Raw genomic sequence first — 13,275 nt, forward strand, 5'->3', positions numbered from 1 at the left:
CGTTACCCCCGCCGGGAACGGCGGAAACCGCAGGTCAGAGCAGGCGCCGGTCCGAGGCCCAGCGGGTCAGCTCGTGCCGAGAGGAGAGCTGGAGCTTGCGCAGCACGCTCGACATGTGGGTCTCGACGGTCTTGATGGAGATGAACAGCTCCTTGGCGACCTCCTTGTAGGCGTAGCCGCGCGCGATCAGCCGCATCACCTCCCGCTCCCGCTCGGTGAGCCGGTCGAGGTCCTCGTCGACCGCCGCGACCTCGATCGACCCGGAGAACGCGTCGAGCACGAAGCCGGCGAGCCGCGGCGAGAAGACCGCGTCCCCCTCGGCCACCCGGCCGATCGCGGCGACCAGCTCGGGCCCGGTGATCGTCTTGGTGACGTAGCCCCGCGCCCCGCCGCGGATCGTGCCGATGACGTCCTCGGCCGCGTCGCTGACCGAGAGCGCGAGGTAGCGCGTGCCCGGCGCCGACCCCGCCGCGGTCGCCCGGCGCATCACCTCGGCCCCACCGCCCCCGGGCAGGTGGACGTCGAGCAGCACGACGTCGGGCCGGTACGTCGCCACCGCGGCGACGGCCTCGTCGACGTCCGCGGCCTCGGCCAGCACGTCCACCGCGCCGACGCCGGCCGTGCCGAGCTCGGCGATCACCCCACGGCGGAACATCGCGTGGTCGTCGACGACGACGACCGAGACCGGGGTCTGCTCACTCATGGCTCTCCTCCTGCCGGGGCTGGTGCAGGCGCACCTCGGTCCCCTCGCCGGCGCCGGTGCGGACCTCGGCGGTCCCCCCGTGGCGCTCCATCCGGTCGATGATGCTGTGCCGCACGCCGTACCGGTCCGCCGGCGTGGCGGCCGGGTCGAAGCCGCGGCCGCGGTCGCGGACGAAGACGTCCACGGCGGCCGGGGTCACCTCGGCGTACACGTCGACCTGGCCGGTCCCGGCGTGCTTCGCGGCGTTGGTGACCGCCTCGCGGGTGGCCTGCACGACCGCGCGCAGCGGCTCGGAGAACGCGCAGTCCCCGACGGTCACCACCTCGACCGAGACGCCGTGGGCGTCCTCGACCTCGGCAGCGACGCCGCGCAGGGCGCTGGCCACGGTGGGCTCGTCGGCCGACTCCCCGACGTACAGCCAGGCCCGCAGGTCCCGCTCCTGGGCGCGGGCCAGGCGGGCGACGGCGGCGGCGTCGCCGGCGTTCTTCTGGATCAGCGCCAGCGTCTGGAGCACCGAGTCGTGGAGGTGGGCCGCGACGTCGGCGCGCTCCTGGGTGCGGATCCGCTCGGCGCGCTCGGCGGCCAGGTCGGAGACCAGGCGGAAGACCCACGGCCCGGCGACCAGGCCGACGCCGATGACGCCCAGGCCGCCGGCGACGACGGCGCCGCGGGCGTCGCGCAGCGAGCCGGTGTCGAAGCCGAAGACGAAGAAGGCCGAGACGACGAGCGCGACGCCCAGCCCGACGCGGGCGTACGCCGCCCAGCCGCCGCGGCCGAAGACCATCTGCACCGGGTCGAGCCGGCCGGTGTGATCCAGCCAGCGCTCGCGCTGGACCTCGTCGGCCTGGCGCCACAGCAGCGCGAGGCCGGCCAGGCCCAGGGCGATCGGCCACAGGGTGGCGCCCCGGCCGAACGCCGCCTCGAGCATGAGCAGCGCGCCGACACCGAGCGCCAGCACGGCGATCACCGGCCCGAGGTCGCCGAGCCGGTGCACCCGCCCCGGTCGCTTGCCGCGCCGCCGGGCGCTGGCCAGGCCGGGCGCCTCCTCCTCGACGTAGGGCTGCGCGGGCAGCACCAGCCACAGCCCGCCGTAGAAGGCGACGCCGAGCCCGCCGAACGCGGTCGCGACGACGAAGGCCGCACGCACCCAGGTCACCGGCAGCGCCAGGTGGGCCGCCAGCCCGGCGGCCACGCCGCCGACGACGGGGTCGGAGGTGTCGCGGTAGGCGCGACGCACGTCCTCCCGGGGCGGGGCGGTGGTCGCGGGGTGGGCACTCATCTCCGGTTCATCGTCGCACCCGCAGCGGCCCCCCACCACGGGGTCGGCCCCCGGCTCGCCCCTGAGCCCGCCCCCGGCCCGGGGTCGGGGTCCCGGGGCGCGGGGACCGAGACAGACCAGGGGTTCCCCCGATGGTCCCGGCCGCCGGACCGCGCCAGGGTGGTGCCATGACCACGACACCGCCCGACGCACCGCCCGAGCCGGGCCCGGAGCACCCCTCCGGCCCCCGCGCCTCGAAGGAGGAGGTGCGCGACCTCGGCAAGCTGCGCCGCAGCTCCACCGACTCCTACGTCGCCGGGGTGGCCGGCGGGCTGGCCCGCCACCTCGACATCGACCCGGCGATCCTGCGGGTGGCCTTCGTGGTGCTGACCTTCTTCGGCGGCGCCGGGCTGATCCTCTACGGCGCCGCGTGGCTGCTCGTCCCGGTCGACGACCAGGCCGAGGCGACCCTCCACCTCGACGAGCGCAACCGCACGGTCGCCCTCACCATCGCCGGCGGGGTCGCCGTGCTGGCCATGCTCGGCGACACGTGGGGTGTCTACAGCTTCCCGTGGCCGGTGGTGGTGGTCGCCATCGCGGCGGTCTTCGTGCTCGACCGCTCCGACCGCAACCGGCGCCGCCGCCATCAGGGCCCGCCCGCCGCCCCGGCTCCCTACGCGGCGTACGGCCCCGCAGCCCCGGCCGCCCCGGGGAGCCCGGTGGGCCCGGCGGGCTCGCCCGACCCGAGCGTCCCGGTCGGCGCCGCCCCCGGGCCGTACGCCGGGTGGGCGCCGCCGCCGACCATGCCGACCGCTCCCCTGCCGCCGCCCCCGCCGGCCCCGGCGCGCCGGCGCGGTCCGGTGCTGTTCTGGTTCACGATGGCGCTGTGCGCGCTGGGGATCGGCGTGCTCAGCCTGCTCGACCTGGGCGGCGTGCCGGTCCCGAACGCCGCCTACTCCGCGCTCGTCGTGGCCGTCTGCGGCGTGATGCTCCTGGTCGGCGCGTTCTGGGGGCGCGCCGGTGGGCTGATCGCGGTCGGCCTGGTGGCGGCGCTCAGCATGGCGGCGAACACCCTGGCCACCGAGCTGGACGGCGGGCAGGTGACCCACCGGCCGAGCAGCACCGCGGGCCTCGCCTCGTCGTACCAGAACGGCACCGGGGACCTGTTCATCGACCTGACCGACATCTCGGACATCGAGAACCTCGACGGGCGCACGCTCCTGGTCGAGATGGGGGTGGGCCGGGTCGAGGTGCTCGTCCCGACGGGGGTGGACGTGACGGCCGAGACCTCGATCGGCATCGGCAACGCGCGGGTCTTCGGAGAGGACCACAGCGGCCTCGGCATCGAGAGAACCGTCCTGCTCGAGGGTGGTGACCCCGCCCCGGTCCTCACCCTCGACGCCCACGTCGGCGTCGGTGGTATCGAGATCCACACCGAAGGAGGCACCCGATGAGCGACCGCACCTGGCGCGAGGGCCGCCACCCTGTCAACGTCGGCTACCTGGTCATGGGGATCGCCCTGCTCGGGCTGGTGGCGATCTGGGGGGTCGTGCAGGCCGACGCCGTGCAGGGCGAGGACGTGCGCTGGCTGCTGCCGGTGCCGTGGATCCTCGCCGGCGTGGTCGGCCTGGTGGTCACCACCCTCGGGCCCCGCCTCCGCGGGACCGACCAGCGGCAGGACCAGGACGGCGAGATCTAGCCCGTCTGCTCCTGGGCCGCCAGCCACTGCGCCCGTGCCTCGACGGTGAGGCCGGGCTGGTCGGAGAAGAGGCCGTCCACGCCGGCGTCGAGCAGGGTGCGGGCCTCGGCGTACGGGTCCGCCACCAGCTCGGCGCGCAGCGTCCAGGCGTGGACGGCCAGACCGGCGGCGTGCGCCTCGGCGACCAGGGCGGGGGTCGCGAGGCTGGTGTGCACGCCGAGGACCTGCGCGTACGTCGCCACGCGGGCGACGTCGGGCCGCTCCCCCGCGTCGACCAGCTGGACCAGCGGCAGCTCGGTCCGCCCGGCCAGCCCGCGCAGCACGTCCTCCTCGAAGGACTGCACCTGGCAGCGGCCACCCGGCCCGTCGAGGCGGTGGCGGGCCAGCACCTCGAGCAGCGTGGACTCGACCGGCAGCCCGATCGAGGCGAAGTACGACGCCTCCTTGACCTCCGCGCACAGCCGGATCCGGCGACCGGAGCGCCGCGACTCGTGGTGGACCAGCGCGCAGATCTCGTCCAGCGTCGGGACCGGCCACCGGCCGTCGTACCGGGTGTTGCCCGGGCGCAGCCGCGGGTGCCGCTCGACGGCGCGCAGCGTGCGCAGCTCGGCGAGGGTGAGGTCCTCGGTGAACCAGCCGGTGACCTCTCGGCCGCCGACGACCTTGGTGCAGCGGCGGTCGGCGAGCTCGGGGTGGAGCGCGACGTCGGTGGTGCGGGAGATCTCGTGCTCGTGGCGGGCGACCAGGACGCCGTCGCGGGTCGGCACGAGGTCGGGCTCGATGGCGTCGGCGCCCAGGCGGACGGCGAGGCGGTAGGAGGCGAGGGTGTTCTCCGGGCGGTGGCCGGGGGCGCCGCGGTGGCCGATGACCTGCGGCAGGGCGGTGACGGGTGCGATCACGCGGCCAGCGTCGGCGCCGTGGGTGGCCGGGTGGCGGGGACGACGTGAACGCCCGGTGTCAGGATCGCGACATGACGCTCCCGTCCCTCGGCTCCCTCGTCCCCCTGCCCGCGACCGAGCACCCCGCGCTGCTGGCCCCGCCGGTGGCCGCCGCCCTGGCCGGCTGGGCGCACGCGGCGGAGGTCGCGGTCGTGGAGATCGACCCCGACCTCGCCGACACCGCCGCGATGACCGAGGCCTACGACCTGCCGCTGACCGCCTCGGCCAACTGCGTGCTGGTCGGCGGCCGGCGCGACGGGGAGGAGCGGGTCGCGGCGTGCATCGTCCGCGCCGACACGCGCGCGGACGTCAACAACCGGGTCAAGCGGCTGCTCGACGTGCGCAAGGCGTCGTTCCTGCCGACCGACCGGGCCGTGGAGGAGTCCGGGATGGAGTACGGCGGCATCACCCCCGTCGGCCTGCCCGCCGGCTGGCGGCTGCTGGTCGACGCCCGGGTCGCCGACGTCGACGTGGCGATCATCGGCTCCGGCGTACGCCGCTCCAAGCTGCTGCTGCCCGGCCGGCTGGTCGCCGCCCTCCCCGGCGCGGAGCTGGTCGAGGACCTCGCGGTCGAGGTCGGGTAGCCCCTCAGCCCCCTTGCCGGCGGCGGACCCGTCGCGCGGACGCCGCCGCAGGCGCACACTGCTGAGGTGGAGCGCGGTCGGAACGAGACCGAGGAGGAGCGGCTGGACCGCCTGTGGGCGGACCTGCTCCAGGAGCTGCGCGTCATGCAGACCGGCACCCAGCTGCTCGCGGGCTTCCTGCTGACGCTGCCGTTCCAGGAGGTGTTCTGGGAGAGGCTGGAGCGCTACCAGCACGCGGTCTACCTCGTGCTGGTGGTGACCGCGCTGGTCACCACGCTGCTGGTCACCACGCCGATCGCGATCCACCGCCGGCTCAGCGGGCAGCACGTCAAGGAGCGACTGGTCGGCCGCGCCCAGCAGACGCTGCGGGCGGTGCTGGCCTGCATCGGCGGGATGGTCGCCCTGCTGTCGTTCTTCGTCTTCGACGTGGTCGTCGGCCCGGTCGCGGGTGGCGTCGCGGCGGCCTCCCTCGGGACGCTCGCCGCCGTGCTGCTCGTCCTCGTGCCGCGCAGGCTCGCCCGATGACCCGCGACGACCCGATGACCCCCATGACCCCCATGACCGAGCGCCGCGGGAGCGCCCGGCGCCGGACCGTGCCCGTGGTCGCGGTGCTCCTGGCCGTCGCAGTCCTCGCCGTCCTCGCCGCCTGCTCGGCCGAGGAGGCGCCGACGACGGCGGAAGCACCGTCCCCGTCGATCCGCACGCTCACCCCGCTGCCGCCACCGCCCGAGGAGCCGCCGACCGGGCGGCTCCTCGCCGACCTGCGGCAGTCCTCACGGGACGCCGCGCTGGGCCGGTTCCAGGTGTGGGTCGACAACGACACCACCGGGGCGATCGCCCCGACGCGGATCACCTACCGCGACCCGCGGCTGCGGGCGCCGCTCGTCGCCGGGCGGTTGCGGTCGGCGCCGGCGCAGGCCGAGCGCGGCTACCCCCTCGCCCTGCCGGACCGGCCGGTCTGCGGCGCGGCTGCCGGTGCGGCCCCCGGCGCGGATGGGGGCCGGCCCCTCGGGCGGCTCACGGTGCGGCACGACGGGGTGACCGAGTCGGTCCCGGTGGCGGACCCGGCCGACGTGGTGGGGCGGTTCGTCCGGGCCCGCTGCCTCGAGCTCGCCGTGGCCGAGGTCGCGACGCTGCGGTGGGCCGACCGGGTCGTCGCGCCCAGCGACGTACCCGTCGAGGTCGGGGACACCGCGACCCTGACCCTCGTGGCGGTCCCCACCGGCGCCGCGGGGCACGAGCTGGTCGTGGAGACCGTCGGCGGGACCCCGATCCTCTCCCCCGCCGACGGGGCCTCGGCGTGGTCGCCGGGCCTGCGGGTCACCGGCGACGGGCGGCCGGTGCGGGCGGCGCTGCCGGTGAAGCCGACGCGGTGCGACGCGCACGCGTTCCTCGAGTCCGGCGGCGCGACCGCACTGCGGCTGCGGGTGCGGCTCGACGGCCGCCCCGGCGAGCTGGTGCTGCGGATGGGCGAGGCGGGTGCGGCCGCGGCGATCGCGTTCGCGGCCGACGCGTGTGGTCTCGGCGACAGCTGAGGTGATCCGGCGGTAAACGATTCGTCGCCGACCGGGTCGCCTCCTTAACGTTGTCCGGTGATCCACCTCCCGCTCGAGAACCCCGGCACCGCCGACAGCAGATCGCCGGGAAGGTTCCTGTGGTGGATGGCCCGGGGCCAGTGGCGCACCCTCGCCGCCGGCGCGGGCTTCGGGATCGTGTGGATGGGCGCCCAGGCGGTGATGCCGGCGATCATCGGCCGCGCGATCGACCAGGGCGTCGCGGACCGCGACGGCCGCGCGCTGCTGTGGCTCGCCGGGCTGCTGCTGGTCGTGGGCCTGGTGCAGGCCGCGAGCGGGATCATGCGGCACCGGTTCGCGGTCACGAACTGGCTGGTCGCGGCGTACCGCACCGTCCAGCTCGTCGGCCGCCAGTCGGTCCACCTCGGCGGCACGCTGCCGCGCAAGGTCTCCGGCGGCGAGGTCGTGGCCATCGGCACCACCGACCTCTCCCACCTCGGGCAGGTCATGGACGTCTTCGCCCGGTTCGCCGGGGCGGTGGTCTCCTTCGTGCTGGTCGCGGTGATCCTGCTGCAGACCTCGACCACGCTCGGGCTGGTCGTCCTGGTCGGCGTCCCCTCACTGATGCTGCTCGTCGGGCCGCTGCTCTCCCCGCTGCAGACCCGCACCCACCGGCAGCGCGAGCTGATGAGCCACCTGTCCAACACCGCCACCGACATCGTGACCGGCCTGCGCGTGCTGCGCGGGATCGGCGGCGAGCAGGTCTTCCACGACCGCTACCGCCGCGAGTCGCAGACCACCCGCCGCGCGGGCGTCCAGGTCGCCAAGCTCCAGTCGGTCCTCGACGCGCTCCAGGTCCTGCTGCCCGGCGTCTTCGTGGTGCTGGTCGTCTGGCTCGGCGCGCGGTACGCCGTGCAGGGCACGATCAGCCCCGGCGACCTGGTCGCCTTCTACGGCTACTCCGCGTTCTTGATGATCCCGCTGCGGACGGCCACGGAGTTCGCCAACAAGTTCATCCGCGCCCGCGTCGCCGCCGCCCGGGTCGTCCGCGTGCTCGCGCTGACCCCGGACCACACCGACCCCGCCGAGCCCCTCCCCTCCCCGCCCGAGGGCTCCGAGCTGGTCGACCTGCGCAGCGGCCTGCGGGTGCGCCCCGGCTCGCTCGTCGCGCTGGTCAGCGAGCAGCCCCACGAGACCGCCGCGCTCGCCGACCGGCTCGGCATGTGCGCGGCAGAGGTCGACGACGACGTCCGGCTCGGCGGCGTACCCCTCAGCGGCCTGACGCGCGCGGAGGTACGTCGCCGGGTGGTCGTCTCCGACACCGGCGCCATGCTGTTCTCCGGCCGCCTCGGCGACCGGCTCGACGTCTCCGGCGACGGCCGCTCGGTCGACCGCGCGCTGCACACCGCCTCGGCCGAGGACATCCTCACCGCGCTCCCCGACGGCCTGGAGACCCTTGTCGCCGAGCGCGGTCGCAGCTTCTCCGGCGGCCAGCGCCAGCGGCTCGTCCTGGCCCGCGCGCTCGTCGCGGAGCCGGAGGTGCTCGTGCTGGTCGAGCCGACCTCGGCCGTCGACGCCCACACCGAGGCCCGGATCGCCGCGCGGCTGCGCGAGCACCGCGCCGGCCGGACCACCGTGGTCACCACCTCCAGCCCGCTGCTGCTCGACGCCGTCGACGAGGTCGCGCTCGTCCGCGACGGCGTGGTCGTCGCGACGGGCCGGCACGCCGACCTGCTGGCCGACGAGCCGGAGTACCGCCGCGTCGTCACCCGCGAGACCGATCCCGAGCCCACCGCAGTCACGACCGGGGAGACCGACCGATGAGCGCCGCCACCTCCCTGCCCGTCGCCGGGACCCGCACCGTCCGGCGGTACGCCGGCGCGCTGGTGCGCCGCCACCCGCGGATGGTGTGGGGCGCCTTGCTGCTCCACGTGCTCGCCGCCGTCGCCGCGCTCGCCGCACCCCGGCTGATCGGCGACCTGGTCGAGTCGGTCGAGCAGGGCACCACCACCGACCACGTGGACCGGATCATGCTGCTGCTGGCCGGCTTCGTGGTGGCCCAGGCGGTGCTGACCCGCTACGCCCGCTACATCAGCCAGGTGCTGGCCGAGAAGGTGCTCGCCGACCTGCGTGAGGACTTCGTCGGCAACGCCCTCGCGCTGCCGCTCGGCACCGTCGAGGCGGCCGGGTCCGGCGACCTGCTCACCCGCACCAGCCGCGACGTCGACCAGCTCGGCTGGTCGGTGCGCATGGCGCTGCCGGAGTGGACGATCGCGGTCATCACCGCGGTCGCGACCTTCGCCGCCGCGCTCAGCGTCGGCTGGTGGGTCGCGCTGCCCTGCCTGCTCGGCGTGCCCCCGCTCGTCATCGGCCTGCGGTGGTACCTCGCCCGCGCCAAGGACGGCTACCTGCGCGAGTCCGCGACGTACTCCCAGATCAACGCCACGCTCACCGAGACCGTCCACGGCGCCCGCACCGTCGAGGCGCTCGGGCTCGGCGAGGAGCGGGTCCGGGCGATCGATGAGGACATCGCGGACTCCTTCGCGGCCGAGCGCTACACGCTGCGGCTGCGGACGGTGTTCTTCCCCAGCATGGAGATCAGCTACCTGCTGCCGACCGTCGGCACGCTGCTGGTCGGCGGCTGGCTCTACCTGCGCGGGGACGTCTCGCTGGGCGACGTCACCGCCGCCACGCTGTACGTCCAGATGCTCATCGACCCCGTCGACCGGATCGTCTCGATCCTCGACGAGCTCCAGATGGGCGCCGCGTCCCTGGCCCGCCTGCTCGGCGTCGCGGACGTGCCCGACGACCGCACCGCGACCGACCGGGTCCCCGACGGGGAGGAGCTGCGCGCCCAGGACGTCCGGTTCTCCTACGGCTCGGGCCGCGACGTGCTGCACGGGGTCGACCTGCACGTCGGCGCCGGTGAGCGGCTCGCGATGGTCGGCCCCTCCGGCGCCGGCAAGTCCACGCTCGGGCGGCTGCTGGCGGGCATCCACCCGCCGCGCACCGGCTCGGTCACCGTCGGCGGGGTCGCCCTCACCGAGCTGCCGCTCGACGACCTGCGCGGCCACGTCGCGCTGGTCACCCAGGAGCACCACGTCTTCGTCGGCACGCTGCGGGAGAACCTCGCGCTGGCCGCCAAGCCCGGCGCGACCGAGGACGACGTACGCGCCGCCCTCGCCGCCGTCGACGCGCTCGAGTGGGCCGACGCGCTCCCCGAGGGGCTCGACACCGTCGTCGGGTCGGGCGGTCTCGCGCTCACCGACGCCCAGGCCCAGCAGGTCGCGCTCGCCCGGCTCGTGCTGGCCGACCCGCACACCCTCGTCCTGGACGAGGCGACCTCGCTCATCGACCCGCGCGCCGCGCGGCACCTCGAGCGCTCGCTGGCCGCCGTCCTCGAGGGCCGCACGGTCATCGCCATCGCCCACCGGCTCTTCTCGGCCCACGACGCCGACCGGGTCGCGGTCGTCGAGGACGGCCGGATCGCCGAGCTCGGCTCCCACGACGAGCTGGTCGCCGCCGGCGGCTCCTACGCCGCCCTGTGGGAGTCCTGGCACGGGCGGTCCTGAGCGGCTCCCGGCCGGCAGCCGGGCCGGCCCGGGAGCCGGATCAGACCCCGTGGATGCGGATGCCGGAGTGCGTCTTGTACTTGCGGTTGATCGAGATCAGCACCGCGGTCAGCGGCTCGAGCTGGCGGGCCAGGCGGAGCTTGCCGGAGTCGATGCCGGGCCGGCCGGTGACCGAGGCCGCGAGCTCCATGACCTGCTCCTTGGCCTCGGCCTTGTCGCCGACGACCAGGATGTCCTCGCCGTCGAGGAAGTCCGCGTCGCCCCACAGCGTCACCGCGGACACGTGGTGGAACGCGCCGACGACGGTGGCCTCCGGCTGCAGCCGCTGCGCCGACTCCGCCGCCGATCCCTCGCCGCCGTCGATGACCAGCCCGTGCGCGCCGCGCTTGTCGAAGGCCAGCGGGTTCACGCAGGAGATCACGACCTTGCCCGCCAGCGGCAGGGAGGCGACCAGCTCGTCGTGGCCGTCGTACGGCACCGCGAGCAGCACCAGGTCGGCCTCGCCGCAGGCGTCCGCGTTCGTGGCGCCCGTGACGGTGCCGGCGCCCTCGACGCCCGCCAGCCGCTCGGTGACCTCCGCGGCGGTGGCCTCGGCCTTCTCGGCCGCGCGCGAGCCCAGCACGACGGTGTGGCCGCCCCGGGCGAAGCGGTAGCCCAGGCCCTTGCCCTGCGGGCCGGTGCCCCCGATCACGGCGATGCGGTACGTCGTCACGCTGGTGCTCCCTCTGCTCGGCCGACCCGCGGCTCCCGGTCCGGAGGCGGGTGTGTGGGCATCGTCCCACCGGGTCGCGCGTGACCCGGGCGGGGGCCCGCCCGTTGGTAGCCTGCCGGGCGACGTGACGGGGGCAGGCGGAATGGCGCGAGCGCTGCGCGGGGACATCCAGGGGCTGCGGGCGATCGCGGTCCTGGTCGTCGTCGCGGCCCACGCCGGGGTGGCCTGGCTGCCCGGCGGCTTCGTCGGCGTCGACGTCTTCTTCGTCATCTCCGGCTACCTCATCGCGGGCCTGCTCTACCGCGAGGTCGACCGCGACGGCCGCTTCTCCCTGCTCGGCTTCTGGTCCCGCCGCGCCCGGCGGATCCTGCCGGCGGCGACGGTCGTGACCGCGGTGACGGTGCTGACGGCGCTGTCCTGGTTCAGCCTCCTCGACGCCCGCCAGGTCGTGGCGGACTCCGCGTGGGCCGCCCTGTTCGCCGCCAACATCCACTTCGCGCGCCAGGGCGTCGACTACTTCGCCTCCGACCTCGGCGTCTCCCCGCTCCAGCACTACTGGTCGCTCGCGGTCGAGGAGCAGTTCTACGTCGTGTGGCCGCTGCTGCTGCTGGCCTGCCTGGGCCTGGCCCGGCTGCTCCGCCGGCGCTCCGGCCAGCAGGAGAGCGGCCCGGCGGGGCTGCCCCGACGGGCCGTCGCGGCCGTGCTGGTGGCGGTGACCGCGGCGTCGTTCGCCTGGTCGGTGCTGCACACCGCGGCGGAGCCGACGGCGGCGTACTTCTCCACGCTGACGCGCGCCTGGGAGCTCGGCCTCGGCGCCCTGGTCGCGCTGGTGCCCGCGACGGCGCTGCGCCGGCTCGGCCGCGCGGGGGCGACCGCGCTGGCGGCCACCGGCCTGGCGATGATCGCCGTGGCCTGCGTGGTGATCACCGGGGCCACCGCCTTCCCGGGGTACGCCGCCGCGCTGCCCGTCGTCGGCACCGCGCTCGTGCTGGTGGCCGGCGCGGGGGCGGCCGCGCCGGTCACGACCGCCGTGCTCGCGTGGGGGCCGCTGCGCACGATCGGCGACTGGTCCTACTCCCTCTACCTGTGGCACTGGCCGGCGCTCGTGCTGCCGGCCGGCCTGCTCGGCCGGCCGCTGCGGGCCTGGGAGTCGGCGGCGGCGGTGGCGGCCGCGTTCGCGCTCGCCGCGGTGACCTACACCTTCGTCGAGCGGCCCTTCCGCGACGGCCGACCGGCGCGGGCCCTGGGCGTGCGCCGCGCGCTGGTGCTCTACCCCGCCAGCCTCGCCCTGGTCGCCGCGACGGGCGCGGGCACCTGGTGGTGGACCGGGGAGCGGGCCGAGGCCGGGGACAACCCGGCGATCACCGCCGACGGCGCCACCCACCCCGACGACCCGGACGGCACCGTCGCGCTCGTGCGCGCCTCGGTCGACGCCGCCCGGGAGCGGCGGGCCGTGCCGAGCGACCTCTCCCCCGACCTGCTGGACCTGCGCGCCTCGGTCGCCGACGTCGGCGAGTGCGACTACGCCACCGGCGTGCGGCGGTTGTGCCCGCGCGGCGACCTCGACGCCGACCGCTCGGTCGTGCTCATCGGCGACTCCCACGCCCGGGCCTGGATCCCCGCCTTCGACCGGATCGCCGAGGAGGGCGGCTGGACGGCCTACTACCTCGTGATGTCGCAGTGCACCGCCGCCCACGTCGTCGTCGCCCCGATCGACGCCGAGCGCCCGTTCACCGAGTGCACCGACTTCCACGACTGGGTCGGGGAGCAGGTCGCCGACCTCGACCCCGACCTCGTCGTGGTCACCTCCTCCCCGCCGGTCAACGGGGTCTTCGACGGCGGCGAGCGCTACGAGGCGCTCGACCGGGTCGCCCCGCTGCTCGCCGACGGGTACGACGACCTGTTCGCCGACCTCGGCCGGGCCGCGGACCGGGTCGTGCTCCTGCGGGACGTGCCCAAGTCGTCGTACGACCCCGGCACCTGCCTGACCACCGGCTCCCCCGACCTCGCCGACTGCTCCTTCGTGCCCGTCGAGCGCTCCCGGCGGCTCGGCGACATCGCGGTCACCTCGGCCCGGCTGGCCGGCACCGAGGTCGTCGACCCGACGCCGTGGCTGTGCTACCAGGACCTCTGCCCGGTCGTCATCGGCGGCACGCTGACCTACCGCGACACCGACCACCTCACGACGGAGTACGCCGCGTCGCTGGCCGGCGCGCTCGGCCGCGCGCTGCACATGCTCGACCGCTCGTGAGCACCCCCACCTTGTGACGGTGACAGCACCGGTGTCAGGGTGAG

The 13,275-nt window shown here is 75.8% G+C and carries 12 protein-coding genes; 8 read left to right on the forward strand and 4 right to left on the reverse strand.

Annotated features, from left to right (window positions below):
* Positions 1-34: 34 nt before the first annotated feature.
* Positions 35-703 (reverse strand): LuxR C-terminal-related transcriptional regulator, encoded by a 669-nt coding sequence (locus HPC71_RS16945; protein ID WP_154614647.1) that lies wholly within the window; start codon positions 701-703, stop codon positions 35-37.
* A complete protein-coding gene (locus HPC71_RS16950; RefSeq protein WP_154614646.1) occupies positions 696-1,982 on the reverse strand; it encodes an ATP-binding protein in 1,287 nt (428 codons plus the stop codon). The genes HPC71_RS16945 and HPC71_RS16950 overlap by 8 nt, the downstream gene beginning before the upstream one ends.
* A gap of 167 nt (positions 1,983-2,149) precedes the next feature.
* On the opposite strand from HPC71_RS16950, the gene HPC71_RS16955 reads away from it, so the two are divergent.
* Together HPC71_RS16955 and HPC71_RS16960 are read left to right on the forward strand one after the other, a co-directional pair.
* Positions 2,150-3,415, forward strand: coding sequence for a PspC domain-containing protein (locus tag HPC71_RS16955; protein WP_171896958.1), 1,266 nt, complete (start codon positions 2,150-2,152; stop codon positions 3,413-3,415).
* The gene (locus HPC71_RS16960) at positions 3,412-3,660 is read left to right on the forward strand and encodes a hypothetical protein (protein ID WP_154614644.1); all 249 of its coding nucleotides are present in this window, start codon (positions 3,412-3,414) and stop codon (positions 3,658-3,660) included. The genes HPC71_RS16955 and HPC71_RS16960 overlap by 4 nt, the downstream gene beginning before the upstream one ends.
* On the opposite strand, the gene HPC71_RS16965 is transcribed toward HPC71_RS16960, so the two are convergent.
* Positions 3,657-4,559, reverse strand: a complete 903-nt coding sequence (locus HPC71_RS16965) for a glycerophosphodiester phosphodiesterase family protein (protein WP_171896959.1) — start codon at positions 4,557-4,559, stop codon at positions 3,657-3,659. The two genes, HPC71_RS16960 and HPC71_RS16965, sit on opposite strands and share 4 nt — an antisense overlap.
* A gap of 71 nt (positions 4,560-4,630) precedes the next feature.
* Between HPC71_RS16965 and HPC71_RS16970 the strand changes: the two genes are divergently transcribed.
* The 5 genes from HPC71_RS16970 to HPC71_RS16990 all read left to right on the forward strand — a co-directional run bounded on the left by HPC71_RS16970 (position 4,631) and on the right by HPC71_RS16990 (position 10,268).
* A complete protein-coding gene (locus tag HPC71_RS16970) occupies positions 4,631-5,182 on the forward strand; it encodes a YbaK/EbsC family protein (RefSeq protein WP_154614643.1) in 552 nt (183 codons plus the stop codon).
* Between the two features lie 66 nt (positions 5,183-5,248).
* Complete coding sequence (locus tag HPC71_RS16975; protein WP_171896960.1) at positions 5,249-5,707, forward strand: DUF6328 family protein; 459 nt, start codon at positions 5,249-5,251, stop codon at positions 5,705-5,707.
* The gene (locus tag HPC71_RS16980) at positions 5,704-6,717 is read left to right on the forward strand and encodes a hypothetical protein (RefSeq protein WP_154614642.1); all 1,014 of its coding nucleotides are present in this window, start codon (positions 5,704-5,706) and stop codon (positions 6,715-6,717) included. The genes HPC71_RS16975 and HPC71_RS16980 overlap by 4 nt, the downstream gene beginning before the upstream one ends.
* A 57-nt stretch (positions 6,718-6,774) precedes the next feature.
* Positions 6,775-8,520 (forward strand): ABC transporter ATP-binding protein, encoded by a 1,746-nt coding sequence (locus tag HPC71_RS16985; RefSeq protein WP_216656444.1) that lies wholly within the window; start codon positions 6,775-6,777, stop codon positions 8,518-8,520.
* Positions 8,517-10,268 carry an ABC transporter ATP-binding protein gene (locus HPC71_RS16990; protein WP_154614641.1) on the forward strand — a complete coding sequence of 584 codons (1,752 nt, stop codon included), beginning with the start codon at positions 8,517-8,519 and terminating at the stop codon, positions 10,266-10,268. Before HPC71_RS16985 ends, HPC71_RS16990 begins: the two co-directional genes overlap by 4 nt.
* 40 nt (positions 10,269-10,308) lie before the next feature.
* On the opposite strand, the gene npdG is transcribed toward HPC71_RS16990, so the two are convergent.
* Positions 10,309-10,980 (reverse strand): NADPH-dependent F420 reductase, encoded by a 672-nt coding sequence (npdG, locus tag HPC71_RS16995; protein ID WP_171896961.1) that lies wholly within the window; start codon positions 10,978-10,980, stop codon positions 10,309-10,311.
* A gap of 124 nt (positions 10,981-11,104) precedes the next feature.
* On the opposite strand from npdG, the gene HPC71_RS17000 reads away from it, so the two are divergent.
* Complete coding sequence (locus HPC71_RS17000) at positions 11,105-13,231, forward strand: acyltransferase family protein (RefSeq protein ID WP_171896962.1); 2,127 nt, start codon at positions 11,105-11,107, stop codon at positions 13,229-13,231.
* Positions 13,232-13,275 lie beyond the last annotated feature (44 nt).

This window comes from Nocardioides marmotae (assembly GCF_013177455.1).
Lineage (GTDB): Bacteria > Actinomycetota > Actinomycetes > Propionibacteriales > Nocardioidaceae > Nocardioides > Nocardioides marmotae.

Coding starts and splice junctions, on each gene's coding strand:
- HPC71_RS16945 (WP_154614647.1), bottom strand. CDS start 703: ATGAGTGAGCAGACCCCGGTCTCGGTCGTCGTCGTCGACGACCACGCG.
- HPC71_RS16950 (WP_154614646.1), bottom strand. CDS start 1,982: ATGAGTGCCCACCCCGCGACCACCGCCCCGCCCCGGGAGGACGTGCGT.
- HPC71_RS16955 (WP_171896958.1), top strand. CDS start 2,150: ATGACCACGACACCGCCCGACGCACCGCCCGAGCCGGGCCCGGAGCAC.
- HPC71_RS16960 (WP_154614644.1), top strand. CDS start 3,412: ATGAGCGACCGCACCTGGCGCGAGGGCCGCCACCCTGTCAACGTCGGC.
- HPC71_RS16970 (WP_154614643.1), top strand. CDS start 4,631: ATGACGCTCCCGTCCCTCGGCTCCCTCGTCCCCCTGCCCGCGACCGAG.
- HPC71_RS16980 (WP_154614642.1), top strand. CDS start 5,704: ATGACCCGCGACGACCCGATGACCCCCATGACCCCCATGACCGAGCGC.
- HPC71_RS16990 (WP_154614641.1), top strand. CDS start 8,517: ATGAGCGCCGCCACCTCCCTGCCCGTCGCCGGGACCCGCACCGTCCGG.